The organism is Rhizobium sp. BK512, assembly GCF_014194915.1.
Taxonomy (GTDB): domain Bacteria; phylum Pseudomonadota; class Alphaproteobacteria; order Rhizobiales; family Rhizobiaceae; genus Rhizobium.
In genome coordinates this window covers 166244-190418 of record NZ_JACIAS010000006.1, presented here as the reverse complement: position 1 = coordinate 190418, position 24175 = coordinate 166244, and the positions used below count along the sequence as shown (strand labels likewise).

At 60.6% G+C, this 24175-nt stretch carries 27 protein-coding genes; 13 read left to right on the top strand and 14 right to left on the bottom strand.

Features of this window, described 5'->3' with window-relative positions:
* Nucleotides 1-38 precede the first annotated feature (38 nt).
* Together FHX06_RS21535 and FHX06_RS21530 are read right to left on the bottom strand one after the other, a co-directional pair.
* Nucleotides 39-527, bottom strand: a complete 489-nt coding sequence (locus FHX06_RS21535; RefSeq protein WP_183881071.1) for an SRPBCC family protein — start codon at nt 525-527, stop codon at nt 39-41.
* The gene (locus FHX06_RS21530) at nt 502-858 is read right to left on the bottom strand and encodes an ArsR/SmtB family transcription factor (RefSeq protein WP_112541424.1); all 357 of its coding nucleotides are present in this window, start codon (nt 856-858) and stop codon (nt 502-504) included. Before FHX06_RS21530 ends, FHX06_RS21535 begins: the two co-directional genes overlap by 26 nt.
* A gap of 147 nt (nt 859-1005) precedes the next feature.
* Between FHX06_RS21530 and FHX06_RS21525 the strand changes: the two genes are divergently transcribed.
* The 4 genes from FHX06_RS21525 (at nt 1006) to FHX06_RS21510 (ending at nt 5293) form a co-directional block, all read left to right on the top strand.
* Nucleotides 1006-1647, top strand: a complete 642-nt coding sequence (locus FHX06_RS21525) for a dihydrofolate reductase family protein (RefSeq protein WP_113211439.1) — start codon at nt 1006-1008, stop codon at nt 1645-1647.
* A 450-nt stretch (nt 1648-2097) separates the two neighbouring features.
* Nucleotides 2098-2394, top strand: a complete 297-nt coding sequence (gene groES, locus FHX06_RS21520) for a co-chaperone GroES (RefSeq protein ID WP_004675403.1) — start codon at nt 2098-2100, stop codon at nt 2392-2394.
* 56 nt (nt 2395-2450) lie between these two features.
* The gene (groL, locus tag FHX06_RS21515) at nt 2451-4088 is read left to right on the top strand and encodes a chaperonin GroEL (protein WP_112541426.1); all 1638 of its coding nucleotides are present in this window, start codon (nt 2451-2453) and stop codon (nt 4086-4088) included.
* A 758-nt stretch (nt 4089-4846) separates the two neighbouring features.
* The gene (locus FHX06_RS21510) at nt 4847-5293 is read left to right on the top strand and encodes a hypothetical protein (RefSeq protein WP_113014718.1); all 447 of its coding nucleotides are present in this window, start codon (nt 4847-4849) and stop codon (nt 5291-5293) included.
* A 112-nt stretch (nt 5294-5405) separates the two neighbouring features.
* Here the strand turns inward: FHX06_RS21510 and FHX06_RS21505 are convergent, their stop codons facing one another.
* A complete protein-coding gene (locus tag FHX06_RS21505) occupies nt 5406-6116 on the bottom strand; it encodes a glutathione binding-like protein (protein ID WP_113211438.1) in 711 nt (236 codons plus the stop codon).
* 203 nt (nt 6117-6319) lie between these two features.
* On the opposite strand from FHX06_RS21505, the gene FHX06_RS21500 reads away from it, so the two are divergent.
* Complete coding sequence (locus FHX06_RS21500; RefSeq protein WP_112972501.1) at nt 6320-6769, top strand: DoxX family protein; 450 nt, start codon at nt 6320-6322, stop codon at nt 6767-6769.
* A 72-nt stretch (nt 6770-6841) separates the two neighbouring features.
* Here the strand turns inward: FHX06_RS21500 and hisG are convergent, their stop codons facing one another.
* The 3 genes from hisG to hisS are packed head-to-tail and all read right to left on the bottom strand — an operon-like array spanning nt 6842 to nt 10171.
* A complete protein-coding gene (gene hisG, locus FHX06_RS21495; RefSeq protein WP_113205172.1) occupies nt 6842-7537 on the bottom strand; it encodes an ATP phosphoribosyltransferase in 696 nt (231 codons plus the stop codon).
* Nucleotides 7534-8655: an ATP phosphoribosyltransferase regulatory subunit gene (locus tag FHX06_RS21490; protein ID WP_183880786.1), complete on the bottom strand. Its 1122-nt coding sequence runs from the start codon at nt 8653-8655 to the stop codon at nt 7534-7536. The genes hisG and FHX06_RS21490 overlap by 4 nt, the downstream gene beginning before the upstream one ends.
* A gap of 1 nt (nt 8656) precedes the next feature.
* Nucleotides 8657-10171, bottom strand: coding sequence for a histidine--tRNA ligase (gene hisS / locus FHX06_RS21485; RefSeq protein WP_113211436.1), 1515 nt, complete (start codon nt 10169-10171; stop codon nt 8657-8659).
* Between the two features lie 134 nt (nt 10172-10305).
* Here hisS and FHX06_RS21480 point away from each other — a divergent pair, with 134 nt between their 5' ends.
* The 3 genes from FHX06_RS21480 (at nt 10306) to FHX06_RS21470 (ending at nt 11919) form a co-directional block, all read left to right on the top strand.
* Nucleotides 10306-11061 carry a hypothetical protein gene (locus FHX06_RS21480; RefSeq protein WP_113211435.1) on the top strand — a complete coding sequence of 252 codons (756 nt, stop codon included), beginning with the start codon at nt 10306-10308 and terminating at the stop codon, nt 11059-11061.
* 44 nt (nt 11062-11105) lie between these two features.
* Nucleotides 11106-11489 (top strand): hypothetical protein, encoded by a 384-nt coding sequence (locus FHX06_RS21475; protein WP_113211434.1) that lies wholly within the window; start codon nt 11106-11108, stop codon nt 11487-11489.
* A gap of 70 nt (nt 11490-11559) precedes the next feature.
* Nucleotides 11560-11919: a DUF305 domain-containing protein gene (locus FHX06_RS21470; RefSeq protein WP_112541434.1), complete on the top strand. Its 360-nt coding sequence runs from the start codon at nt 11560-11562 to the stop codon at nt 11917-11919.
* Nucleotides 11920-11982: 63 nt separating this feature from the next.
* Here the strand turns inward: FHX06_RS21470 and FHX06_RS21465 are convergent, their stop codons facing one another.
* Nucleotides 11983-13032, bottom strand: a complete 1050-nt coding sequence (locus tag FHX06_RS21465) for an aldo/keto reductase (protein ID WP_113211433.1) — start codon at nt 13030-13032, stop codon at nt 11983-11985.
* A gap of 255 nt (nt 13033-13287) precedes the next feature.
* Here FHX06_RS21465 and FHX06_RS21460 point away from each other — a divergent pair, with 255 nt between their 5' ends.
* Nucleotides 13288-13992, top strand: coding sequence for an HAD family hydrolase (locus FHX06_RS21460; RefSeq protein WP_112972508.1), 705 nt, complete (start codon nt 13288-13290; stop codon nt 13990-13992).
* Nucleotides 13993-14009: 17 nt separating this feature from the next.
* On the opposite strand, the gene FHX06_RS21455 is transcribed toward FHX06_RS21460, so the two are convergent.
* Nucleotides 14010-14507, bottom strand: coding sequence for a hypothetical protein (locus tag FHX06_RS21455; RefSeq protein WP_113211432.1), 498 nt, complete (start codon nt 14505-14507; stop codon nt 14010-14012).
* Nucleotides 14504-15133, bottom strand: a complete 630-nt coding sequence (locus tag FHX06_RS21450; protein WP_112541438.1) for a DNA-3-methyladenine glycosylase I — start codon at nt 15131-15133, stop codon at nt 14504-14506. Before FHX06_RS21450 ends, FHX06_RS21455 begins: the two co-directional genes overlap by 4 nt.
* A 210-nt stretch (nt 15134-15343) precedes the next feature.
* On the opposite strand from FHX06_RS21450, the gene FHX06_RS21445 reads away from it, so the two are divergent.
* From FHX06_RS21445 to FHX06_RS21435, 3 genes are all read left to right on the top strand, one after another.
* Nucleotides 15344-16096: a L,D-transpeptidase gene (locus FHX06_RS21445; RefSeq protein ID WP_113211431.1), complete on the top strand. Its 753-nt coding sequence runs from the start codon at nt 15344-15346 to the stop codon at nt 16094-16096.
* Nucleotides 16097-16232: 136 nt separating this feature from the next.
* A complete protein-coding gene (locus FHX06_RS21440; RefSeq protein ID WP_112541440.1) occupies nt 16233-16904 on the top strand; it encodes a L,D-transpeptidase in 672 nt (223 codons plus the stop codon).
* A 120-nt stretch (nt 16905-17024) separates the two neighbouring features.
* On the top strand, nt 17025-17747 hold the full coding sequence (locus tag FHX06_RS21435; protein ID WP_281413420.1) for an outer membrane protein: 723 nt from the start codon (nt 17025-17027) through the stop codon (nt 17745-17747).
* Nucleotides 17748-17816: 69 nt separating this feature from the next.
* On the opposite strand, the gene FHX06_RS21430 is transcribed toward FHX06_RS21435, so the two are convergent.
* Genes FHX06_RS21430 through FHX06_RS21415 form a run of 4 tightly spaced genes read right to left on the bottom strand, consistent with a single transcriptional unit; the run spans nt 17817 to nt 22262 of the window.
* Nucleotides 17817-18257 (bottom strand): hypothetical protein, encoded by a 441-nt coding sequence (locus tag FHX06_RS21430; protein ID WP_112541442.1) that lies wholly within the window; start codon nt 18255-18257, stop codon nt 17817-17819.
* A 51-nt stretch (nt 18258-18308) separates the two neighbouring features.
* A complete protein-coding gene (gene glcF / locus FHX06_RS21425) occupies nt 18309-19619 on the bottom strand; it encodes a glycolate oxidase subunit GlcF (RefSeq protein ID WP_183880785.1) in 1311 nt (436 codons plus the stop codon).
* Nucleotide 19620: 1 nt separating this feature from the next.
* Nucleotides 19621-20826 (bottom strand): FAD-binding protein, encoded by a 1206-nt coding sequence (locus FHX06_RS21420; RefSeq protein WP_183880783.1) that lies wholly within the window; start codon nt 20824-20826, stop codon nt 19621-19623.
* Nucleotides 20823-22262, bottom strand: coding sequence for an FAD-linked oxidase C-terminal domain-containing protein (locus FHX06_RS21415; RefSeq protein WP_183880781.1), 1440 nt, complete (start codon nt 22260-22262; stop codon nt 20823-20825). The genes FHX06_RS21420 and FHX06_RS21415 overlap by 4 nt, the downstream gene beginning before the upstream one ends.
* A 136-nt stretch (nt 22263-22398) precedes the next feature.
* Between FHX06_RS21415 and FHX06_RS21410 the strand changes: the two genes are divergently transcribed.
* On the top strand, nt 22399-23295 hold the full coding sequence (locus tag FHX06_RS21410; RefSeq protein WP_112541446.1) for a LysR family transcriptional regulator: 897 nt from the start codon (nt 22399-22401) through the stop codon (nt 23293-23295).
* An 8-nt stretch (nt 23296-23303) separates the two neighbouring features.
* On the opposite strand, the gene FHX06_RS21405 is transcribed toward FHX06_RS21410, so the two are convergent.
* Entirely contained in the window at nt 23304-24155 is an 852-nt protein-coding gene (locus tag FHX06_RS21405) for a LysR family transcriptional regulator (RefSeq protein WP_183880779.1), read from the bottom strand.
* Nucleotides 24156-24175 lie beyond the last annotated feature (20 nt).

The following is a 24175-nucleotide window of genomic DNA, read 5'->3' as shown; positions in this document are numbered from 1 at the left end:
GAAACCGGCAAGGCATATTACAGGCACCTCTGATGACATCAACCGTCCAGCCAGGCGGCAAGGCCCTCGAGCGTCTGCAGCCCGTATTCCACCGCGCCGAAACCGATGACCACCTGACGCCGCTTGGCACTGGGGTGGAGCTGGCGCAGGGTCAGCACGGTCTTGCCGTCGGCCTGCTCATCAAAGGTCACGGTAACGCGGAAACGGTCGGGGTCATCAGGATCGGGCGTGCCGTAATCCATGACGATCCGCTCGTTCGGCACGATCTCCAGAAAACGCATGAGGTTCGCGAAACGATGCTCCTTGCCCTCGAACATGCCCACCATATCGAAGCGCCAGATCCCGCCCTCGCGGATATCGGCCTCGTGGCTCTCGATGCTGAGGCCGGCCGGGCCATACCATTTGGCCAGTGCCTTTGGATCCATCCAGGCGGCAAAGACCTTGTCGCGTGGGTGGTTCAGCAGCTTGACCAGCACGATTTCGCGATCGAGCGACCAGGTCTCAAACGGGTTTGCCATGTCCTTCATCATCCTCTTGCGTCTCGTCCAAATAGGCTTCCAGCCGATCCAGCCGCTCGGTCCAGCGCCGGCGCTCCGCTTCCATCCAGTCCGCCGCCTCGTCGAAGCGCGCCTGCACCAGCCTGCACCAGCGGCTGCGCCCGCGCTTCTCGCTGGCGATCAGCCCGCAATCTTCCAGCACCTTGAGATGCTGGGCGAAGGAGGGCAGCGCCATGTCGAAAGGCTCGGCCAGGACGCTGACCGGTACCTCGCCGGCAGCCAAGCGCGAGACGACCGCGCGGCGGGTCGGGTCGCTGAGAGCGTGAAAGGCAAGGTCGAGCGGTGTCGAGTGGTAGGGCATGTGGCCTATTAAAACGTCACCGATTGCCAGTCAAGAACAATAAGGTACTTGCCTTAGTGTTCGACCCTCGATACAAAGGCATATGCCTTAGTATCTGATCTGCAGATGGAGGCTGTCATGGTGCAACCACTCGCAAGGAGAACAACAGTGGTAGTTCGTGTCGATCTCATGATCTCGCTCGATGGTTTCGCGACAACGACGGACCAGACGCCGGAAGTCCCGTTCGGCGAGGACTGGTCGCGTCTCGTCGGCTCATATGTAGCAACCCGCACGTTCCGCGAGCGCGTATTCAAGGATACCAGCGGGGCTGGGACGACAGGCATCGACGACGACTACGCGAAGGCGTATTTCGAAAATGTGGGGGCCGAGATCATGGGCGCCGGCATGTTCGGTCTCCACAACTTTCCCGACGATCCGGACTGGCGCGGCTGGTGGGGTGACGAGCCGCCGTTCCAGTGTCCGGTTTTCGTCCTCACCCACAAGCCACGTCCTTCCCTGGAGATGGCTGGCGGGACAATTTTCCATTTCCTCGCCACTACACCTGCCGATGCGCTACAGCGGGCGGTCAGTGTCGCGGGCGGCAAAGACGTGCGGGTTGGCGGCGGTGCTACCGTTGTTCGCGACTTCCTAAAGGCGGGCCTTGTCGATCGCCTTCATGTCGCTATCGCTCCGATCCTGCTCGGGCGCGGCATACGCCTGTGGGACGAACTGCGCGGCCTGGAAGCCGGCTGCACGGTGAAGTCGGAAACCGCGCCGAGTGGCACCATCCACCTCACCTTCCAACGCTAGGCATTTTCTTGTGACTGGGGCGACCATGGCCGCGCACAGCGGTCATGATGTCGGCTTCCGTGCAGACCCTGACAATCTGCCTTGCCTGTCCAACCCGAGGCAAATGTCGACTTCCGCTGTAAAGCGGTCAACCTTGGAAGCAGGCGGGCAACGATATCGCCACGCATTGGCCAGATGATGCGTGGCGAGTTGGCCGGCCCGCCAGCCGCCAGCTCATGTTCGCCCGGACGGGCAAGCCTCGGAAAGGCAGGCTATGGAAGGCTCGGCGCCACGCGGGACAAATCCTGCATGTCTCCACAATTCCGGCACAAAAATCCGTGAAGGCTCTTCTTGACTCCTTCCGGAGCCATCCCTAAATGCACGGCGTTAGCACTCACAGGAGTTGAGTGCTAACATCCACCTTGTGGGCCACCCCGGTCCGCGAATGTCATTTGATCGAGGGATTAGACAATGGCAAGCACCAATTTCCGCCCGCTTCACGATCGCGTCGTTGTCCGTCGCGTTGAATCCGAAGAGAAGACCAAGGGCGGCATCATCATCCCGGATACCGCTAAGGAAAAGCCGCAGGAAGGCGAAATCGTCGCTGTCGGCTCCGGCGCTCGTGACGAGTCCGGCAAGGTCGTAGCACTCGACGTCAAGGCTGGCGATCGCGTTCTGTTCGGCAAGTGGTCGGGCACCGAAGTCAAGATCAACGGCGAAGACCTTCTGATCATGAAGGAAGCCGACATCATGGGCATCATCGGCTAATCAGCCGGTTGTCTTTCATCCGATATCGCTGACACCCCTTTTCAGGAGTTCTCAAAATGGCAGCTAAAGAAGTAAAGTTCGGCCGCGGCGCGCGCGAAAAGTTGCTGCGCGGCGTCGATATCCTCGCTGACGCAGTGAAGGTCACGCTTGGTCCGAAGGGCCGCAACGTCGTTATCGACAAGTCCTTCGGCGCTCCGCGCATCACCAAGGACGGTGTTTCGGTCGCCAAGGAAATCGAACTCGAAGACAAGTTCGAAAACATGGGCGCCCAGATGGTCCGCGAAGTTGCTTCGAAGACCAACGACGTCGCCGGCGACGGCACCACGACTGCAACGGTTCTCGCACAGGCCATCGTTCGCGAAGGCGCCAAGGCAGTTGCTGCCGGCATGAACCCGATGGACCTGAAGCGCGGTATCGACCTCGCTGTTGCTGAAGTCGTCAAGGATCTCCAGGCTAAGGCCAAGAAGATCAACACGTCGGAAGAAGTTGCCCAGGTCGGCACGATCTCGGCAAACGGCGAAAAGCAGATCGGTCTCGACATTGCTGAAGCAATGCAGAAGGTCGGCAACGAAGGCGTTATCACCGTCGAAGAAGCCAAGACCGCTGAAACCGAACTCGAAGTCGTCGAAGGCATGCAGTTCGACCGCGGCTACCTGAGCCCGTACTTCGTCACCAACCCGGAAAAGATGGTTGCTGACCTCGAAGACGCCTTCATCCTCCTGCACGAAAAGAAGCTTTCGAACCTGCAGTCCATGCTCCCGGTTCTCGAAGCTGTCGTTCAGACCGGCAAGCCGCTCCTCATCATCGCTGAAGACGTCGAAGGCGAAGCTCTTGCTACGCTCGTCGTCAACAAGCTGCGCGGCGGCCTGAAGATTGCTGCTGTCAAGGCTCCGGGCTTCGGCGATCGCCGCAAGGCCATGCTGGAAGACATCGCTATCCTCACGGGCGGCACTGTCATCTCCGAAGACCTCGGCATCAAGCTCGAGAGCGTCACGCTCGACATGCTCGGCCGCACCAAGAAGGTCTCGATCTCCAAGGAAAACACCACGATCGTCGACGGCGCCGGCGCCAAGTCCGACATCGAAGGCCGTGTTGCCCAGATCAAGGCCCAGATCGAAGAAACCACCTCCGACTACGACCGCGAAAAGCTGCAGGAACGTCTTGCCAAGCTCGCAGGCGGCGTTGCCGTTATCCGCGTCGGCGGTTCGACGGAAGTCGAAGTGAAGGAAAAGAAGGACCGCATCGACGACGCCCTCAACGCGACGCGCGCTGCTGTTCAGGAAGGTATCGTACCGGGCGGCGGCGTCGCTCTGCTGCGTTCTTCCACGAAGATCACCGCAAAGGGCGAAAACGACGACCAGGAAGCTGGTATCAACATCGTTCGCCGCGCTCTCCAGGCTCTGGTTCGCCAGATCGCTGAAAACGCAGGTGACGAAGCTTCGATCGTTGTCGGCAAGATCCTCGACAAGAATGAAGACAACTACGGCTACAACGCCCAGACTGGCGAATATGGCGACCTGATCCAGCTCGGCATCGTCGACCCGGTCAAGGTTGTCCGTACGGCTCTGCAGAACGCAGCTTCGGTTGCTTCGCTGCTGATCACCACGGAAGCCATGATCGCCGAGCTGCCGAAGAAGGACGCTCCGGCAATGCCGGGCGGTATGGGCGGTATGGGCGGTATGGACATGATGTGATAGGCCAACGGCCTCTCACAGCATCGTCCGTAAAACCGCCCATCATTTAGATGGTTCAGCGCGTCAAGCGCGCTGAACAAGCGGTATGGACATGATGTGATAGGCGTAAGCCGTCACTGACATCCATTCCGGTCTCCGGAATAGAAAGGGCGGTCTTCGGGCCGCCCTTTTTTTGCCGATTCGAAAATACCTGCGGCTTAAACCCTTAGGCCGGCTCCTGAGGCCGCTTCTTTGGCCCGAAGCTTTCGCGAGGCTTGCGCGCCGCGCATTTTCCCCTTCAGCGCAATTCGGTTTCCGAGCTGTCTAATTTTCGGAAGCTGCATGCTATGGTGGGTGTGAAACCGTTTCCACAACGCATAAATGAGACTTTTGACCACAAAATTAGCGGATAACGCGCAGTCCGGGTGAAAATCCAATCATAACGTCAGCCTAACGCCCCGGAAAAAGCCGTTGCCGTTTGCGCAAAAGTTCCTATAAATCCGCGCTGCAATTGACGTTCGCACCGGAAGAATTCTCGCAACAGACGAGACCGGATACGCCAAAGGCCACGCGTGAACATTCGGGCTTTCGAAGGTCTCCGCGAACATACGAGATGACATCTTGCGGGGAAATATTCGAGCGGCGACCGTCAGAGGCGCAGCCGACTAACTGTTTCCGCAGGATGAAAGCACAGGCATGACGCCTGGTGCTACGTGATCCTGTTTCTTTGTGTTTGCCGAGTGTGTGGCAGGGGAGCCGCACCCGAACTGGGGAACGCCTTGTTTAAGATCGCCAAAGCCAATGCTGCCGCACCATTGCTGCCCGGCTCGCTGGACTACAACAATCACAACCACGACATGTTGGCACAGTTCTCGGTCTCCGAAAGCTGGATCGGAGACTTTTCGACGGGCGTGATAAAGCTCGGAGAGTGGAGCGCAATGCTGCACGGTCTCTCGGCCCAGGAATGCGGCCTGTTGAGCCTGGTGCGCTGTTACGACACCAAGGATCGCAACCACGTCCTGCAACTCTTCGAACAGGCGGCAACGCTTTCCTCATCCTTCTGCTTCTCGACGACCATCATCATGCCGAACGGCTTCCGCCAGCCGCTTTTCTGCATGGGTGAATCCAATGGACTGGAAGAAAAGTACAGTGGCAGCATGGTCGGAGTTTTCATCTTCCCGCGTTTCAAGCTGGAAGGCGCCAGCCAGATCACCAGCCGGCAATAATCGTCCGAACGGCTCGAGGTAAAAAGGCCGGTCTCACGACCGGCCTTTCCTGTTACTTCGCTCAATTCCGCTCGTGAAACCGCTGCACGATTTTACTGCAACTGCTTCGTGATCAGGCCGGCTTCACCGGGATGTTCAGCCCCTTCTCGCTTGCAGGGCGGGCGATGCAGCGCTGCAGCCAGTCCATGACGGCGGGGAATTTCGCGTAGTCCAGGATCTCGCGGCCACCATAAAAAATGTCGGCGCCGCGGATCCACGGGAAGGTTGTGATGTCGGCGATCGTGTATTCGTCGCCCATTATCCACTGGCGGCCCTTCAGGCGGCTTTCAAGAACGCCGAGCAGGCGCTTCGCTTCATCGCGGTAGCGCTCCACCGGGTAGGAATTGTTAGCGACCTTGTCGGCGGCGAATTTATGGAAATGACCGAACTGACCGAACATCGGGCCGATGCCTGCCATCTGGAAAAAGACCCACTGGATTGTTTCATAGCGGCCTGCGGCATCGGCCGGGATCAGCTTGCCGGTCTTTTCCGCCAGATAGAGCAGGATAGCGCCGGATTCGAAGAGACCGATCGGCTTTCCGTCCGGGCCATTGGGATCGATGATCGCAGGAATGCGGCCGTTCGGATTGAGCGAAACGAATTCCGCCGTCTTCTGATCCGTCGTTGCGAAAGAAACATAATGGGGCTCGTAGGGCAGAGCGAGTTCTTCCAGCGCCACGGAGATCTTGACGCCGTTCGGCGTCTGAAGGGAGTAGAGCTGGATAATATCGGGGTTTTTCGCAGGCCAGCGGCTGGTGATCGGGAATGCGGAAAGATCTGCCATGGGTTTCTCCTTGGGTAGGGCGGCGACCATAGAAGATGGTCGCCATGCAAGGCAAGCCGCCCCATCGTTTCATATTAGTGAACAAACCGTCCGCTAGTGTTTATCTTTCCCTGACACCGAAAAAAGGCGAAATAGGTTGCATCCGAGGTCAACACGGTGCCGGGGCATCAAGACCTCAAGAGCCATTCAACGGAGCAACGTCCATGTCGAATACGAACAACGTCCTCATCCTTCTCGTCCGCATTCTTCTGTCCTTCATGTTCATCTTCGCCGGCTTCGGCAAGGTCACCGATCCTGCGGCCACCGCCGGCATGGTCATGGGTGCCGGCCTTCCGGCCGCAACCGCGCTGACCTATCTCGCCGGCCTCTTCGAACTCGTCATGGGTATTTCCGTGCTCATCGGCTATCAGGTTCGTTACACGGGCTGGCTGATCGCTGCCTTCTGTGTGTTCACCGGCATCGTCTTCCACCTGCCGACCGTCAATGTTCCTGACTTCCCGGCTGCTGCGAACGGCTGGATCAACAGCCTGAACTTCGTGAACTTCCTGAAGAACGTCACGCTTGCCGGCGCCTACATCATGCTCGCCACCAATGGCGCTGGCGCCTACTCGGTCGACGCCCGCCGCGGCCTGCAGGCGGTCGCTGCCCGCTAATTTCATACCCTCCCAAGCATGCAAAACCCGCCGTCGAAAGACGGCGGGTTTTCTATGTCACCAAGTTCGGTCTCAGAGAACCGAGCGCACGGCCTCGACGATTGCCGTCACCGTTGGCGTATCGGCATGGACGTCCTTGCGGGCACGCACCAGGCAGGCTTCCGAGCGCAGGATGACACCATCGGAAAGCACCTTCAGGTGGTTGGCGCGCAGCGTCGATCCAGTTGAGGTGATATCGACGATGATATCCGCCGAGCCGGATGCCGGCGCGCCTTCGGTGGCGCCCAGGCTTTCGACGATGCGATACAGCTGGATGCCGTGCTGGCTGGAGAAGAACTGCTGGGTCAGGCGCCAGTATTTCGTGGCGATTGCCAGGCGCCGGCCATGACGGGCGCGAAAATCGGCGGCGACGTCGACAAGATCGGCCATCGTATCGACATCCAGCCAGATTTCCGGCACGGCAACGACGACATCGGCATGGCCGAAGCCGAGCCGGGCACAGAATTCCACCCTCTTGTCGGCCTCCGCCAATCCCTCGCGCACGAGATCTTCGCCGGTGACGCCGAAATCGATCGAGCCATTGCCGAGTTCACGCGAAATCTCAGAAGCCGACAGGAAGGCGATTTCCACATCGTCCCAGCCTTCGACGCGGCCGCGATAGGAGCGGTCATTGCCGACGGCATAGATTTTCAGGCCGGCACGCTCGAAGATCGCGGAGCAGTCGTCCTTCATGCGGCCCTTGGAGGGAAGCGCGATGGTGATCGTCATGCGGCTGCCCTTTCGGTTTCGATACGGTCGAGCCAGAGGGAGAAGCCGACGGCGGGAATGCGGTCCTTCGCGCCGAGGAAGGTCATCAGCCTGTCGAAACGGCCGCCACCGGCGAGAACCGCCGGGGAATCTTCCGCCGTCACTTCGAAGACGAGGCCGGTATAATAATCGAGCGGGCGGCCGAAAGCGGCACGGTATTCGATGAGCGAGAGATCGACGCCGGCATTGGAGAGTGCTGCCACACGGCCATCGAAACGCGCCAGCGCATTGCCTAGCTTCAGCCCCGCCGCATCGGCGAAATGCGAGAGTGCCGCAGACGCGTTGACGAGCGATACGTTGAGCGAAAGAAACTGCTCCAGAACCTGGAAGGCCGCGTCATCCAGTCGGGTCTCGGAGAGAACGAGCTTTTCCTTGAGCCGCCGGGCAATTTCCTGCGGCGAGCGGCTGGCATTGGTGGAATAGCCGGTCGCCTGCATCGTCTCGTCGATATAGGCAATCAGCGGCGCCTCATCCTCGAGACCGACCAATTGCGCGATCTTGTCATCAAGACCGGTCACGAATTGCGGGCTGACGAGGCTCGCCAGCAGGCTCTCAAGCTGGGTCATGTTGCCGAAGGCATGGATCAGGCGCTTCTGCCAGCCGAGCGGTAGGCCGAGCGCCTGTACCACGGCCTCGAACACTGCCTGATCGCCGATGGTGACGGAGAGCGGCCGGCCGGGCAGCAGGCGCGAGAGGATGCCGACAGCATCACCGATCGCGCGGGCGTCGGCGCTGGCGATGTTGATATCGCCAAGGTCTTCGATGCCAGCCTGATAGAATTCGTTGCTGCCGTCACGTCGCTGGCGGAAGACCTCTCCGAGATAGGAGTAGCGCTTCGGCGTACCCGTGGCGCTTTCGATATGGCGCAGGCAGACGGGAATGGTGAATTCCGGGCGCAGGCAGAGGCTGGCGCCGGTTTCGCTTTCGGTCATGAAGATACGCCGGCGAAGATCTTCGCCGGCGATATCGAGAAAGGGTTCGGCCGGCTGGATGACCGGCGTGTCGATGCGTTCTGCCTTGCGGGCGGAAAACTCGTCCAGAAGCTCGCCGGAGAAATCAGGAAGGTTGATAAGGGCCATATCAGCCCGCCCTCTTCCGGTCCTCCGCCTGAGCGGCGAGGATTTCCTTCACCTTGGCAATGAGGTCGGCTTCCGCAACGGTTTCCTGCGCGACACGCGCTTCGCGCCAGGTCGTGTTGTCCTCGATCTCGCCCGACAGTCGCTTGCCCTCGATGAGGTCCTTGATCTGGACGACGCCCTGCGCACGCTCGTCGCCACCCTGGATGATGGCGATCGGGCAGCCGCGGCGGTCGGCATATTTCAGCTGGTTGCCGAACTTCTTCCAGTTGCCCTGGAACATTTCGGCGCGAATACCGGCGGCTCGAAGCTCCTGCGTGAAGCGCTGGTAGCGGCCCATGGCCTCGACATCGCCATCCATGACGGTGACGAGAACAGGCTCGATGATATCCTGCTGGCCGAGTTTTCCGAGGTTCTTCAGCGCCGTCATCAGGCGCGAGACGCCGATGGAGAAGCCGGTTGCCGGAACCGGCTGGCCCATGAAGCGGGAGACGAGACCGTCATAGCGGCCGCCGCCGCCGACGGAACCGAAGACGACCTTCTCGCCCTTTTCGTTGGTGACGTCGAAGAGCAGTTCGGCCTCATAGACCGGACCGGTATAATATTCGAGGCCGCGCACGACGGAGGGATCGATCTTGATGCGGTCCGACTGGTAGCCGGCGCTGGTGACGAGCGCGCCGATGAAATTCAGCTCCTCGACGCCCTCGACGCCCTTGCTTGTGCCGGCGACCAGTTCGGCGAGCTGGGCTGCACTTTCGGCATAATCCTTGATGCCGACGAAGAAGAGAACCTTGTCGATCTGGCTCTGATCGAGACCCGCACCCTTGGTGAAGTCGCCTGACTCATCCTTGCGGCCAGGGCCGAGCAGCAGGGCCACACCTTCCGGGCCGAACTTGTCGAGCTTGTCGATGGCGCGCAGGACATTGAGGCGCTGGCCGGCCTTGTCGTCGCCGCCGAGGCCGATCGCTTCCAGCACGCCGTCCAGAACCTTGCGGTTGTTGACGCGGATCACATAGTCGCCGCGCTTGATGCCAAGCGCTTCCAGCGTATCGGACATCATCATGCACATTTCGGCATCGGCCTGGACGCCCGGTGCGCCGACCGTATCGGCATCGAACTGCATGAACTGGCGGAAACGGCCTGGACCCGGCTTCTCGTTGCGGAAAACATAGCCGGCGCGATAGGTGCGGTAGGGAAGCTGGATCTCGTTGAAATTCTCGGCGACATGGCGGGCAAGCGGCGCCGTCAGGTCGTAGCGCAGCGACATCCACTGCTCGTCATCATCCTGCAGCGAGAAGACGCCCTCGTTCGGGCGGTCGCTGTCGGGCAGGAACTTGCCGAGCGCATCGGTATATTCAAGCAGCGGCGTTTCGACCGGATCGAAACCATAATGCTCGTAGACCTCGCGGATCTTCGCAGTCATTTCGTTGACGGCGCGGAGATCGGCTGCGGAGCGGTCGACAAAGCCGCGCGGAAGGCGGGCCTTGAGCTTTTGCGGTTTCTTCTGCTTGTCGTTCATTTCGGGGGATTTCCACATATGTGACAGTGGCGGTTTCCTAGCGGATTGGGCGGGGAGCGGCAAGGGCAAGGGCCTTGATCTGGCGCCCAGAATCGATGGATCGATGCGGAAAGACCTGTCGTCAGGATATCGCCATGATCGCGGAAGCGCTTCAATATCTCGCCACAGCAGCGCTTACGGGCAGCGCGCACCGCCGCTTCGTGCGCTATTCAGTCAATCTCTGGTCGCGCGCTGGCCGCTGCAGCCGGGATTGGGCAGCCCATGAGGCCAACAGCAAGGAGGCCATTTCCACCGCGATATCAGGCCTCACGCAGCAGCGGACCGCTGTCGTGCTTGGCTCCGGATTGCTCCGGGACGTGCCGATCGAGCAACTGGCCGGGAGCTTCGATACGGTGGTTCTCGTCGACCTCGTGCATCTGGCGTCCGTGCGCCTGCGGCTGAAGGGCAGGCGCTATCGGAACGTGCGGCTGATCGAACGCGATCTCTCGGGCTACGATGACCTGGAGGCAGGGCGAGAGCCCGAGCCGCTCGGCTTCCTCAGAAGCGTGCCCTATCTCGATTTCGTTGTGTCCGCCAACCTGCTCTCGCAGATCGGGCGGGGCGTCAAACGGCGATACGAGGCCGAAGCCTCTCCCGGAATGCCGGCGGATACAGTGGAACGACTGATCGCGGCCCATATTCATGGACTGGCCGACCTGCCCTGCCGGACCTGTCTGGTCACCGATATCTCCTACGCCGTCATCGATCGCACCAGCAAGGTGCATGAGGAAGCCGATCTGCTGCACGGCGTTAAGCCACCTGAAGGGAAAGCCGGCTGGGACTGGCCCGTCGCGCCATTCGGCGAGGAGAGCCGCGACTACCAGATCGTTCACAAGGTCATTGCCGCCTGATCAGGCCGCTTGGCTTTTCGCCTGCAGCTGCCTATGTTTCTCCCATGCGCGCTTTCGCCCTCATGACGATGTTCTTCGGCTGGCTGGTCTACAGCACCATGTCCGCATGGGCGGGTTGCCCGACCTGCGCGTCGATGAACATGGCAGTTCAGGCCGAAGCCGGCGCGGCGCATCTCCACACCGATGGCATGAACATGGGCGGCATTATGTCGAAGAGCGACATGGCCGCCAAAAACAATTCCGCGAAAGATCCTTGCGCCACGGGTGCCGCCCATATGCCGCTCTGCGCCGCCTGCATGGTGATGCCGCCGGCCTATTTCATTGCCGATGACGGCAAGGCGGCTTTTTCCTATCCGGCTCCGGCGCTCGACCGGGCATTGAGAGACAACAGGCCCGCACCTCAGGCGCCGCCTCCCCGCTTGATCTGACCAATACTTTGCAGAAAGGCAGCTTTTCACTGCCATCGGAACCTATTGTCAGACAGAGGAAGGAATACTCATGTCTCTGAAAATTATCACCCTTTCCACGCTCGTCGTCTTTGCGGCGCCGGCCTTTGCCGAGGATATGTCAACGATGGACATGTCCAAGCACATGGGCGGCCATGGTCCATCCAGCCAGGCCTTCACAGAGGCCAATGACAGGATGCACAAGGACATGATGATCAAACTGAGCGGCGATACCGATGTGGATTTCGTCCGCAGCATGATCCCGCACCATCAGGGCGCGATCGACATGGCGAAGATCGAGCTGCAATACGGAAAGGATCCCGAGATCCGCAAGCTCGCCGAAGGCGTCATCAAGGCACAGGAGGCAGAAATCGCCGAAATGAATGCCTGGCTGAAGAAGCACGCCAAGTAAGCCGCGCGAGGAATGCGAGGGCCGCCATCGGAAGCGGCGGCCCTTTTGTTCCGGCCTGTTTTATTAGGCCTTGGGCTCGAAATCGACCGGCCGGCGGCCGGCGGCCTGGCGGGAAAGCATCCAGCCCGGGTATTCCGAAGCGAGCGCGCTGGCCTCGTCGAGGCGCTTGATGTCGTCACCATCGAGCTTCAGCTTGACGGCTGCGAGGTTCTGGTCGAGTTGGTCGACACGCTTGGCGCCGATGATCACGGTCGTCACGAAGGGCTTGGCAAGAATATAGGCAAGCGCGACGGTGGCGACGCTCACGCCATGCTTTTCAGCGATTTCGCGCATGACGGCGACACAGGCCCAGGCCCGATCCTTGTCGACAGGAGGAAAATCGAAATTGGCGCGGCGTCCTTCGCCATTGCCCGGTGCGCCCGGACCATATTTGCCCGAGAGGAGGCCGCCGGCGAGCGGCGACCAGACCATGAGGCCGAGCTTTTCTTCCTGTAGCAGCGGCACGATATCGCGTTCGAGGTCGCGGCCCGCAATCGAATAATAGGCCTGGACGGTTTCGAAACGCGCATAATCCTTGCGCTCGGAAATGCCGAGCGCCTTGGCGATGCGCCAGGCCTGCCAGTTGGACACGCCGACGTAACGCACAAGCCCACGGGACACGAGATCGTCGAGAGCGCGCAACGTCTCGTCGATCGGGGTAACCGGATCGGTGGCATGGATCTGGTAGAGATCGATATGGTCCGTCTGCAAGCGCTTCAGGCTCGCCTCGACGGAATCCATGATGTGGCCGCGCGAGGCGCCACGATCGTTCGGCTTGTCGCCCATGACGCCATAGACCTTGGTGGCGATGACGACATCCTTGCGCGGAACACCGAGGTTCTTCAGCGCCTGGCCGAGCAGCCGCTCGGATTCACCGAAGGAATAGACGTCTGCGGTGTCGATGAAATTGACGCCTGCATCCAGCGAACGCTGCACGATCTCATCGGCCGCCTTCTGGTCAACATCGGCTATGGCGCCCCAGGGGGTCCCTTCCTTGGCCTCCCCGAATGTCATGGTGCCAAGGCAGATTTCAGATACGAAAAGTCCTGTATTTCCGAGTTGATTGTAACGCATGTCGAGAAATTCCCTTGTGTCTGCCGCAATAGGGGCTTGCGGACTGCTGAACTCTATTTTTGATTATTGGCCTGCGCGCAGCAGGAACAGCCGGGGCTGGCTGCAAGGTGAGGCATTTTTCATCTAGGTCGCCGACCCGCGTTTTTCAACGGAGCCCGGCTCTGTGCAGCGCTACCGCTACGCCCTTGTCTCGACACAGGCGAGGAATAAATTGCTTCTCGTATTTCTAGAGGGCGCATTTCAAGAGGTGCGCATATGACCGCCCGACCATTGACGACGATCGGCTTCGATGCCGACGATACACTCTGGCAGAACGAACATTATTACAGGCTGACGGAAGAGCATTTTACCAGGCTTCTTGCAGATTTCGCCGACGGCGCGAAGATTTCCGAACGGCTTCTCGAGGCGGAGAAACGCAACCTTGCCCATTACGGCTTCGGCATCAAAGGCTTCACGCTATCGATGATCGAGACGGCGATCGAGGTCACCGAAGGCAAGGTGCCGTCGAGCGTGATTGCCAAGATCCTCGATACCGGGCGCGACCTTCTGTCCCATCCGGTCGAAACCCTGCCGCATGTGCGCGATACGCTGGAAACGCTCGCCGGAAAATATCTGCTGGTCGTGATCACCAAGGGCGACCTCTTCGACCAGGAGCGCAAGCTCGCCCAGTCCGGGCTTGGCGATTACTTCGATGCTGTCGAGATCGTCTCAGACAAGACGGCTGTCACCTATCGGCGCATCTTTTCCAAGGTCGGTGATGGGCCGGAGCGAGCGATGATGGTCGGCAATTCGCTGAAGTCCGATATCGTGCCGGCCATCGCCGCCGGCAGCTACGGGGTCTTCGTTCCGCACGAACTGACCTGGGTGCTCGAGCATATCGAGGAACCAAAAGAAGCGCCGCGCTTCCGCAAGATCGTCCATCTTGGCGAACTGCACGGGCTGATCGACGGTCTCGGCTGAAGCAGCTTTTGCTTCAACTACTTTCGCTTCGGAAAGAGCGATGGCTGCTCCGGCTGTTCGGCCGCCGGCTTGGCCGGTTGCGGGGCGGCCGCGAGCGGCTCGATCAGAATGCTGTAAGGTGCGCCCAGCCCGCGCCGCGGCGAAACCTTGGAATAGTAGGGACGCAGCAGCCAGGTGGCGTTTTCCTTGACCGTCGTCTCATAGCTGGTGCCATCCTCGTCCGTGCCGAAGAAGGCCTCGTCATCTGGCTTCGACAGGTCGAAGATCGCCAGAAAAGCGAATTTGCTTTTCGTTTCGAAGCTGATCTTCACATGCTGGCCGGCACGCACCGGAAGCGTATAGACATCGCTATTGCCGAACTTGGTCCAGCCCTTCAGCTGCATGGTTACGGCCGGGAACTGCAGCTTTTCCAGCTTCTCGCCGGGATCGAGTTGCGGCGTCTGCGCAAGGGCAGCCGGGGCGAAGAGAAAAAGCGCTGCGGCAAGGGTGGCAATTGATTTGATCGGGGATTTCATGGGCGCACCAATGCTGCGCGCATCGCCTCCACTTCGGCGCGGCAGAAGCAGCCTTCGAGATGATCGTTGACGAGACCCATTGCCTGCATGAAAGCATAAACTGTGGTCGGTCCGACAAAGGTCCAGCCGCGCTTCTTCAAATCCTTGGATATCCTGACAGACGTCGCCGTTGTCGGATTGGCAACGATATGTTCCCGATCAACCACGGCTGGCCGGTCTTCTGCGCGCGGCTCATAGCTCCAGAAATAGCGGGCCAGAGAGCCGAATTCGCCTCTGAGATCAATCGCACGCCGCGCGTTGTTGATCGTGGAAACGATCTTGCCGCGGTGACGGATGATGCCGGCATCGGCAAGGCAGCGGGCGATATCCTCATCGCCGAAGCGTGCCACTTTCTCGAAATCGAAACCGGCGAAGGCAGCGCGGAAATTTTCCCGTTTGCGCAGGATCGTCAGCCAGGAAAGACCGGACTGGAAACCTTCGAGACAGATCTTCTCGAAGAGCCTGATGTCATCGGTGACAGGCCTGCCCCATTCCTCATCGTGGTAACGCAGATAGTCAGGGAGATTCGCATGCCAATGGCAGCGGCTCTTGCCATCCTCGCCGATGATGATGCCGGTTTCGCTCATGCTTTTATCTCTTTTTGCGGCTTCGAATCCGGCTTTACCATTTGCAAACCTTCTTTCCAAACCGAACGATAACCCTGACGAAAAGTTTATCCGGTCCTTCGTCTTTTAATGAATCCACATTTACCATTCGCTGGCTGACGCGGTGGCAGCATGACCGCAGGCGGACAATTTCGCCAGCGCATTTTCGGTCATTTGTAGAGAGTTCGTCCGATGATGAAACCCCTTGTTCTTGCCGCAGCCATGCTCGGCATTCTGTCCACGGCCGCCCTTGCAGACGACCGCTATGCTTCCCGTCCACCCGTGGTGCTGAGCCCTGACTTGACCGCCCCCTGGATCAATCAGCTCGGCGGCGGCCGGGTCCGTCCCGTCGTTTACGAGCGTCCCGTCGTCTATCAGCAGCGCGGCCTTTTCCAGCAGCGCCGGACATACATCCAGCGCGCGCCTCAGCCGGCGCCGCAAACCGTTTCGGCCGTCCGTCCCGGTATTCCCGTCATCCGCGGGCAGGTCGAGCCGCAGTTCCTGCCGCAGATCGTCGATTACGATAACAAGGAAAGACCCGGCACGATCATCATCGATACCAACAATCGCTTTCTCTATCTCGTGATGGACGGCGGCAAGGCGCGCCGCTACGGCGTCGGCGTCGGCAAGCCCGGCTTTGAATGGGCAGGCGCCCACAAGATTACCCGCAAGTCGGAATGGCCGGACTGGACCCCGCCCTCGGAAATGGTGAGCCGCGAAGCCGCCAAGGGCCATTATCTTCCCGCCCGCATGGATGGTGGCCCGGAAAATCCGCTCGGTGCCCGCGCCATGTATCTCGGCTCCACGCTCTACCGCATTCACGGCACAAACGCGCCCTGGACGATCGGCAGTGCCGTCTCCTCCGGCTGCATCCGCATGCGCAACGAGGACGTGGTCGACCTTTACGACCGCGTCAATGTCGGCACCCGCGTCATCGTGATGTAATGACCAAATAACACCGGCGGGCGACAAGAACAGCCGTCCGCCGGATAACAAAAAACCGTATCCCTCGCCTCGCCGGCTTGAAATTCAAACCGATTTGACTAGCCTCTACGCAGTCCTGAAGGAGAGGGTATCGAATATGAAGCAATTTCTGAGGCTCGCAGCGGCGGCGGCCGTTGCGTTGTCCTGTACGGTTGTGACCGTCAGCGCTGAACCGGTGATGACGGCAACGGACGCGGTGCGTGGCGTCAAGCAGACCCGCGAGATCAAGCCGCAGTTCCGCAAGCGCGTGGTTCGTCTATCCACCAGCGAGAAGCCTGGCACGATCATCGTCGATACGAACAACAAGTTCCTTTACCTCGTGGAAGGCAACAACCGCGCCACGCGCTACGGCATCGGCGTCGGCCGTGATGGTTTCGGCTGGTCAGGTGTGGTCACGGTCGGCCGCATGTCGGAATGGCCGAGCTGGACACCGCCGGCCGAGATGCGCGCCCGCGAGGCCCGCGAAGGCCACAATCTTCCTGCCGTCCAGCCCGGTGGCCCGGACAATCCGCTCGGTGCACGCGCCATGTATCTCTACAAGGGCGGCCGCGACACGATCTTCCGCATTCACGGCACCAACCAGCCCTGGACGATCGGCCTCAACATGTCCTCCGGCTGCATCCGCATGATGAATGACGACGTTTCGCACCTTTACAGCCGCGTTTCCGTCGGCACCAAGGTCATCGTCGTCGGCCCCGGCAACAAGCAGGGCAACGTCGCCTTCCAGGACAAGGGCATCGACATTCTGCGGACCATGTTTGGCGGTTGAGCAACACTTTCAATAAAAATAAAGGCGCACCCGGTGCGCCTTTTTCTCCTTTAAGATTGTGACACAGAACTCTGCCACAGAATTGAACCGATAACCTTTCTGGTGCTTCGGGGATATTCAATGGCATATGCATTGCGTCTTTCCACCTCGCTCTTGGCCACCTCGCTCTTGGCCACGCCGCTTCTGGCCCCCTCGCTTCTGGCAGGCCTTGCCTTTTCCGCTCTCGCGATGGCCGGCACGGCTTCGGCTGAAGATCTGGAATTTTCCATCTATGGCGGTTACCAGACGGCACCGCATAGCCATATCGATGTTTCCGATGGCACCTCCTTCAGCGCCGGCTGGGAAGGCAAATCCTTTGGCAGCCCGCCTTACTACGGGGGCCGCGTCACCTGGTGGCTGGGCGATTTCAACCTGCCAAACTGGGGTGTCTCTCTCGACTACACCCATGACAAGGTCTATGCCGACGACGAGACCATGGCGCGTTCACCGGGCTGGACGCATTTCGAATTCACCGACGGCCTGAATCTCTTGACCGTCAACGGCCTCTATCGCTTCAAGGACCCGGCTCGCCGCTGGACCCCCTATCTTGGCGCCGGCGTCGGCGTGAACATTCCGCATGTCGAAGTCACCCGTCCCCAGGGCACGACCTTCGACTACGAATTCGGCGGCGTAACCTTCCAGGCACAGGCCGGCGTCGACTTCCGCGTCACCGACAACTGGTCGACCTTCGTGGAATACAAGGGTACCTATTCGCGCGTCGATGTTCCGATCGACAGCGGCGACCGCCTGAAGACGAACATCGTCACCAACGCGGTCAATGTCGGTATCTCCTATCACTGGTGATCCGGAGCAATTCCAGCAAAAATGTCAGCGGTTTCGCTGGAATTGCGTCAAACGGAGAGAGGTCCGGGACTATTTCTTGCCGCAGCTCACCTTGCCTTCGACGACGAAGAAGCTTGTGCTGCCTTCGATCCGCAAGCTGTAGGTGCCGCCGAAATCCGGCGAAGTCTTGCCGTGCTGGCTTGCGAGAACCGCAAGATCCAGTGACTCGCTTTCGGCGTCGGCCCCTTCTGTCGTGAAGACTTCCAGGCGCAGATCGCCATCGCGCGACCAGCGGTTCGTCAAATCCTTCGATTCGAGGATCCGCTTGCCGAAATTCTTGGATTTATTGTCGTCCTTGAGCATCAGCGCACCGCGGAAATGGATCAGCTGATGGCCGCCTCCATCTTCAAAAGCGCTTTCGAGCGTGAAGCGCACATCCTTGTCGTCTGCAGAACAGAAATAGCGGCCGTCTGCGTGCGCCGCACCAGCCGCGCCGAGCAATACGGCAAGCACCATCAATCCACGCCACATAGCCAGAACTCCTGAGATCGGCCCACGAAATCGGCCAATGAATCGGTGTATTCAGGCTAGCGGCAAATCCCTTAATTTTTCAGGCACAGCACCACCGTAAGCCCAGTCCAGAAGCTCGACAGTGTGCAGGATCGGTATTGATGTGCCCGACCGGATCTGGGTGATACAGCCAATATTGCCCGTGGCGATGATATCCGGTTTCGTCGCTTCGATATTCCTGACCTTGCGGTCCCTAAGGCTTGCGGAAATATCCGGCTGCAGAATGTTGTAGGTGCCGGCGGAGCCGCAGCAGAGATGGCCTTCGGCCGGATCGCGAACGGTAAAACCGGCCGCCTTCAGCAGGTGCCTCGGCGCGGTGGTGATCTTCTGGCCATGCTGCATCGAACAGGCTGAATGATAGGCAACCGTAATGCCTTTCGGCGTGTGAGCGGGCAGTTCGAGGCCGGCCAGATATTCGGTGATGTCCTTCGCAAGCGCCGATACGCGCGCCGCCTTGCCGGCATAGGCAGGGTCGAGGCGCAGCATGTGACCGTAATCCTTGATCGTCGTGCCGCAGCCGGAGGCGGTGATGATGATCGCGTCGAGGCCGCCAGCCTCGATCTCGCGGATCCAGACATCGATATTGGAACGCGCCGAGGCGAGCGCCTGTTCTTCGCGGCCCATGTGGTGAACCAGGGCGCCGCAGCAAGCCTCGCCTTCCGGCACGACGACCTCGACGCCCAGGCGCGTCAGCAGGCGAATGGTCGCCTCGTTGATGGCGGGATCGAGAACAGGTTGCGCGCAACCTGTCAGGATCGCGACGCGGCCGTGACGCTCGGTCTGAGGCTGATGACGACCGGGCCGGGCAAAAAGCGATGGTGCCGGAACGCTTGACGGCGCAAGCGCCAGCATGGCTGCAAAAGGCTTCAGCGCCTCGCCGCGCATCAGGCCAGCAAACGGACGGCCGATACGGGCAAGCGCAAGGGCCGCGCGAAAGCGGCCGGGATAGGGTAGCACCGCCGCCAGAATGGCGCGCGTCAGCCGGTTCATGACCGGCCGCTTATAGGTCTTCTCGATGTGAACCCGGGCATGGTCGACCAGATGCATGTAGTCGACGCCGGAGGGACAGGTCGTGGTGCAGGCAAGGCAGGAAAGACAGCGGTCGATATGGGTGACGACCTCGGTATCGGCCGCACGGTCGTTCTCCAGCATGTCCTTGATCAGATAGATGCGCCCGCGCGGGCTGTCGAGCTCATTGCCGAGGGTGACATAGGTCGGACAGGTAGCGGTGCAGAAACCGCAATGGACGCATTTGCGCAGGATCTGCTCGGATTCGGCCACATGCGGATCGGCAAGCTGGGCGAGGGTGAAGTTGGTCTGCATTTCAGTGTCTCGCCATCTTGCCCGGATTAAGAATCCCCGCCGGGTCGAAGCTTTCTTTCACCCGACGCGACAGCAAGGCCACGGCCTCTTCCTCGGGATGGAAGGCCGATATCGCGGCTCTGGCACTGGCCGGGGCGCGGATCAGCGTCGTGTGGCCACCGCCGAGCGCCATGACGAAACGGCGGAGGAGATCAGCCTCGGGATCAGCCTCCATGCGCATCCAGACGAGCCCCCCCTGCCAGTCGTAGAACGCATCGACCCCAGCTTCGAGCCTTAACGCCGCGACCAGCTGGTGGCCGATGTCAGGTGCGACCGACACGCGCCAGACAGGTCGCTGCGTTTGATCGGCATAGGGGGCGACATCACGGATTTCCTGCCAGAGCTGACGGCTCGCCGTCTGGCCGAGCCTTGCGGCGTGGCCGAAGGGCACCATGGCCGACAGGAGCTTGTCCGCCCGCGCGTCTACAGAACCAGGCAGGCCCTCGATGCGCAGCACTGTTGCCTCTCCCTCCGGCAACTCGCCACCGAGGAATTTCCAGGTGACGGTCAAGGGTAGATGAGCAGCGCCGGAGACTTCCACCGGCAGGGCCATGGCTGCCGCCATCGCATTTGCGGCTTCGGCATCATTGAGGCCGGAGATGACGACGGTTTCCTCGGTCTTGGCGCGTGGCGGCACGCGGAAGGTCACTTCAGTGAGGAAACCGAGCGTGCCGTGCGAGCCGGAAAGCAACTTCACCAGATCGAGGCCGGTGACATTCTTCATTACGCGGCCGCCGGCCTTGACAATCTCGCCCTTGCCATTGACGAAACGTATGCCGAGCAGGCTGTCGCGCGCCGCTCCCGCCACGAGCCGGCGCGGACCTGAGACATTGGCGGCAAAGACGCCGCCGATCGTCGGTTCGCCCGACGTGCCCATCAGGGCGCGGTGGTCCATGGGCTCGAAGGCCATCATCTGGCCGTTTTCGGCAAGGGCCGCCTCGACCTCGGCGATCGGCGTGCCCGCTCTTGCTGTCATCACCATCTCGCCGGGATTATAGGCGACGATGCCGGAGAGGGCGATCGAGCGCAGGCGGGCCTCCGCCTCCACTGCATTGCCGAAACCAGAGCGTGTATCGCCGCCGCTGATGGCAAGCGCCCTACCCTCTTGCGCATGCGCGCGGATAATGGCCGCGACTTCCTCTTCGCTTGCCGGCACCAGATCAATCATGCGGCCGAACGCCCCTCGAGCGGGAAGACTTTTGACGGGTTCAGCAGCCATTGCGGATCGAAGGCTGATCGCGCAGCCATCTGCTGGGCGAGATCGACGTCGGAATATTGATGGCGCATCAGGTCGCGTTTTTCAATGCCGACACCATGTTCGCCGGTCAGGCAGCCACCGGCATCGACGCAGAGCTTGAGGATATCGTTGCCAGCCGCTTCGGCCCTGGCGGCATCCTCGGGATCATTGGCGTTGAAGAGGATCAGCGGGTGCATATTGCCATCGCCGGCATGGAAGACATTGGCGACGCGCAGGCCATAAGAGGCAACGATTTCCGAGGTGCGCTGCAGCACGAAAGACAGTTGGCTCAGCGGCACGGTGCCATCCATGCAGATGTAATCGGCAATGCGACCGGTGGCGCCGAAAGCCGACTTGCGTCCCTTCCAGATCAACGCCGCTTCGGTGGCCGACTGGCATTCGCGCACGGTTCTGACACCGTGTCTGCGAGCGATCTCCACGATGCTTTTCAGCATATCGTCCATTTCCGCTTCCGATCCCTCGACCTCAACGATCAAGAGCGCGCCGACATCGAGCGGATAGCCGGCATGGGCGAAGGCTTCGCAGATCTCGATCGCCGGCTTGTCCATGAATTCGATGGCGACGGGGATGATGCCAGCGGCAATGACATCGGCGACACAGCGGCCCGCCTCTTCCGAGCTTTCGAAACCGAACAGCACAGGACGGGCGCCCTCCGGCTTGGCGATCAGGCGCACCGTCGCTTCCGTGACGATGCCGAGCTGGCCCTCATGGCCACAGACCAGGCCGAGAAGATCGTAGCCTGCGGCATCGAGCGCCTTGCCGCCGAGTTCGATGACTGTGCCATCGGTCAGCACCATCTTGACGCCGAGCAGGTTGTTGGTCGTGACACCATATTTCAGACAGTGCGCACCACCGGAATTCATGCCGATATTACCGCCAATCGTGCAGGCAAGCTGCGAGCTCGGATCAGGCGCATAGAAGAAACCGTCCGCCGAGACGGCTTCGGAGATATTGAGATTGGTCACACCTGCCTGAACAACAGCGCAGCGGTTGGCGAAATCGACTTCAAGGATGCGGTTCATCTTCGACAGGCCGAGCACGACGGCATCTTCCTGCGGGATGGCGCCGCCCGAGAGCGAGGTGCCGGCGCCGCGCGGGACGACCGGAATGCCATAGCGATAACAGTATTTCATCACGGCCGCCACTTCCGCGGTCGAATGCGGCAAGGCAACGGCGAGCGGCAGGCGGCGATAGGAGACGAATGCATCCGTCTCGAAAGGCACGAGTTCGCGCGCTTCGTGTATCAGGCATTCCCGCGGCAGGAGATCGACGAGATCGGCAACGATTTCCTTGCGGCGCGCCAGAACGTCAGGACGCGGAGCGAGGAACGAAATGGCGTCGGACATGGCGTTCTCCCTCGGCCAACATGACGGAAACCGGTGACAAATCCTCCCTGCAACCGGTTCTTTTGGCTTAGCACTTTCCCGATACCGGCGCAAATGTTAAGCACTTATGCCAAAAGGGAAAAAGTTATAAAAGCTTATGACCAATCTGGGTGATCTCGAAATCTTTGCCAAGGTCGTTTCAACCGGCAGCATGTCGCTCGCCGGCCGCGCGCTCGGCTTTTCCCCTGCTGTCGTTTCCAAGCGCATCAAGCGGCTGGAGGACCGGTTGGGCACGCGGCTTTTGCAACGTACGACGCGACAGATTTCGCTGACTGAAGCCGGCCAAGGTTTCTACGACCGCGTCCTCGGCATTCTGGCGGGGCTGGAGGAAGCAGAATTCTATATATCCGGCCGCTCGGCGCAGATGCACGGCACGCTGAAAATTTCCGCCCCCACTTCCTTCGGCCGCATGCATATCGCGCCATATCTGAAAGCCTTCATGGAGGCGCATCCGGAGCTGGCGATCAATCTGGTGCTGACCGATGAATTCAGCGACATCGTCGGCGGCGGCTTCGATCTCGCCATCCGGATCGCGGAACTCACCGATTCCAGTCTCGTGGCGCGGCGGCTGGCCCCTGTGCGCCGCGTGCTCTGCGCCTCGCCCGACTATATCGCCGCTCATGGCATGCCCAAACATATCGAAGAGCTGAAGCAGCACCGCTGCCTGCCCGCCCATAACAATGACGTCTGGCGGCTGGATGGGCCGGACGGCGCCTTCAGCCTGCGGCCCGAGGGCATGCTGATCACCAATTCCAGCGAAGTGATCCGCGAAACTGTCATTGCCGGGCTCGGCATTGCGCTGCGCTCCACATGGGATATCGGCGAAGAGCTGAAAAACGGCAAGCTCATACAGGTGCTGCCGGCCTACGAGGGCTCACACAATGTGACCCTCTCCGCAGTCTATCCGAGCCGCCAGTTTTTGCCGGCCAAGGTTCGGTTGTTCATCGATTTTCTGGCCGAGCTTTACGGTCCGGTCCCCTATTGGGAGCGCTGAGCGGGCGATTATTGCGCCAGCCTCTCGATGACGAGATCCAGAAGCGCCCTCAGCCGCGCCAGCCGCTTCATATCGCGGTGATAACCAACCCAGGTATCGCGACCTGGCGGCGGCTCGCCGAGATCGACAGGTTCGATCGCCGGGATGGCGTCGCCAAGCGGGCGCGGCAGGACGGCAAGACCGGCGCCTCTGGCGCAGAGCGTCGCCTGCACGTCGCGGTTATTGCTGCGCATGGCGATATCCGCCTTTGGCAACTGCCGCTGCAACCAGCCGACATCGGGCATGCCGCCGAAGGCCTCGTCCATTGTGACGAGCCGGGCGCCTTTACCATCGCCCGCCTCAGGATGCGGCAGACCGCGGCGGATATAGAGACCATAATCGATATGCAGCAGCTTGCGGGATATGACCTCGGCCTCGGTGAAAGGCGCAATCCGGAAGACGATATCGGCTTCCCGACGTGAGAGGCTGAGAAGCCGGCTGTCAGTCAGCAGTTCGATGACGACCTTGGGATAGGCAGCAGAGAACTCGGCAAGCACCGGTGAAAGAACATGGGCGCCGAACCAGTCCGACGAGGAAAGCCGCAGCAAGCCATCGAGCTGCCTGCTCTGGCCGGCGAGCTCGCGCTCCAGCCCGAGCGCATCCTCTTCCATGCGCTCGGCATGAGCGAAGACAGTCGTGCCTTCATCGGTCAGGACAAAACCGTCGGCTGTGCGCTGGAAGAGCGTCTGGCCAAGCGAGGTCTCAAGCGCTCGGAGACGGCGACCCATGGTCGGCTGCGTCAGCCCGAGGCTGCGCGCCGCGGCACCGAGTGTTCCGAGGCGTGCGATCGCGAGGAAGAGTTTGAGATCGCTCCATTCCAACAGCCTAGCCTCAAACAAAA

Bases quoted from the DNA above. Each gene is read 5' to 3' on its own strand.
- FHX06_RS21430 (WP_112541442.1), bottom strand. From the start codon at position 18,257: ATGTGGCGTGGATTGATGGTGCTTGCCGTATTGCTCGGCGCGGCTGGT.
- hisS (WP_113211436.1), bottom strand. From the start codon at position 10,171: ATGAACGACAAGCAGAAGAAACCGCAAAAGCTCAAGGCCCGCCTTCCG.
- FHX06_RS21530 (WP_112541424.1), bottom strand. From the start codon at position 858: ATGCCCTACCACTCGACACCGCTCGACCTTGCCTTTCACGCTCTCAGC.
- FHX06_RS21505 (WP_113211438.1), bottom strand. From the start codon at position 6,116: ATGGCAGATCTTTCCGCATTCCCGATCACCAGCCGCTGGCCTGCGAAA.
- FHX06_RS21445 (WP_113211431.1), top strand. From the start codon at position 15,344: ATGATGAAACCCCTTGTTCTTGCCGCAGCCATGCTCGGCATTCTGTCC.
- FHX06_RS21500 (WP_112972501.1), top strand. From the start codon at position 6,320: ATGTCGAATACGAACAACGTCCTCATCCTTCTCGTCCGCATTCTTCTG.
- groL (WP_112541426.1), top strand. From the start codon at position 2,451: ATGGCAGCTAAAGAAGTAAAGTTCGGCCGCGGCGCGCGCGAAAAGTTG.
- FHX06_RS21440 (WP_112541440.1), top strand. From the start codon at position 16,233: ATGAAGCAATTTCTGAGGCTCGCAGCGGCGGCGGCCGTTGCGTTGTCC.
- FHX06_RS21535 (WP_183881071.1), bottom strand. From the start codon at position 527: ATGAAGGACATGGCAAACCCGTTTGAGACCTGGTCGCTCGATCGCGAA.
- FHX06_RS21470 (WP_112541434.1), top strand. From the start codon at position 11,560: ATGTCTCTGAAAATTATCACCCTTTCCACGCTCGTCGTCTTTGCGGCG.
- FHX06_RS21435 (WP_281413420.1), top strand. From the start codon at position 17,025: ATGGCATATGCATTGCGTCTTTCCACCTCGCTCTTGGCCACCTCGCTC.
- FHX06_RS21460 (WP_112972508.1), top strand. From the start codon at position 13,288: ATGACCGCCCGACCATTGACGACGATCGGCTTCGATGCCGACGATACA.
- groES (WP_004675403.1), top strand. From the start codon at position 2,098: ATGGCAAGCACCAATTTCCGCCCGCTTCACGATCGCGTCGTTGTCCGT.
- FHX06_RS21490 (WP_183880786.1), bottom strand. From the start codon at position 8,655: ATGGCCCTTATCAACCTTCCTGATTTCTCCGGCGAGCTTCTGGACGAG.
- hisG (WP_113205172.1), bottom strand. From the start codon at position 7,537: ATGACGATCACCATCGCGCTTCCCTCCAAGGGCCGCATGAAGGACGAC.
- FHX06_RS21480 (WP_113211435.1), top strand. From the start codon at position 10,306: ATGATCGCGGAAGCGCTTCAATATCTCGCCACAGCAGCGCTTACGGGC.
- FHX06_RS21420 (WP_183880783.1), bottom strand. From the start codon at position 20,826: ATGATTGATCTGGTGCCGGCAAGCGAAGAGGAAGTCGCGGCCATTATC.
- FHX06_RS21455 (WP_113211432.1), bottom strand. From the start codon at position 14,507: ATGAAATCCCCGATCAAATCAATTGCCACCCTTGCCGCAGCGCTTTTT.
- glcF (WP_183880785.1), bottom strand. From the start codon at position 19,619: ATGCAGACCAACTTCACCCTCGCCCAGCTTGCCGATCCGCATGTGGCC.
- FHX06_RS21410 (WP_112541446.1), top strand. From the start codon at position 22,399: ATGACCAATCTGGGTGATCTCGAAATCTTTGCCAAGGTCGTTTCAACC.
- FHX06_RS21475 (WP_113211434.1), top strand. From the start codon at position 11,106: ATGCGCGCTTTCGCCCTCATGACGATGTTCTTCGGCTGGCTGGTCTAC.
- FHX06_RS21415 (WP_183880781.1), bottom strand. From the start codon at position 22,262: ATGTCCGACGCCATTTCGTTCCTCGCTCCGCGTCCTGACGTTCTGGCG.
- FHX06_RS21465 (WP_113211433.1), bottom strand. From the start codon at position 13,032: ATGCGTTACAATCAACTCGGAAATACAGGACTTTTCGTATCTGAAATC.
- FHX06_RS21450 (WP_112541438.1), bottom strand. From the start codon at position 15,133: ATGAGCGAAACCGGCATCATCATCGGCGAGGATGGCAAGAGCCGCTGC.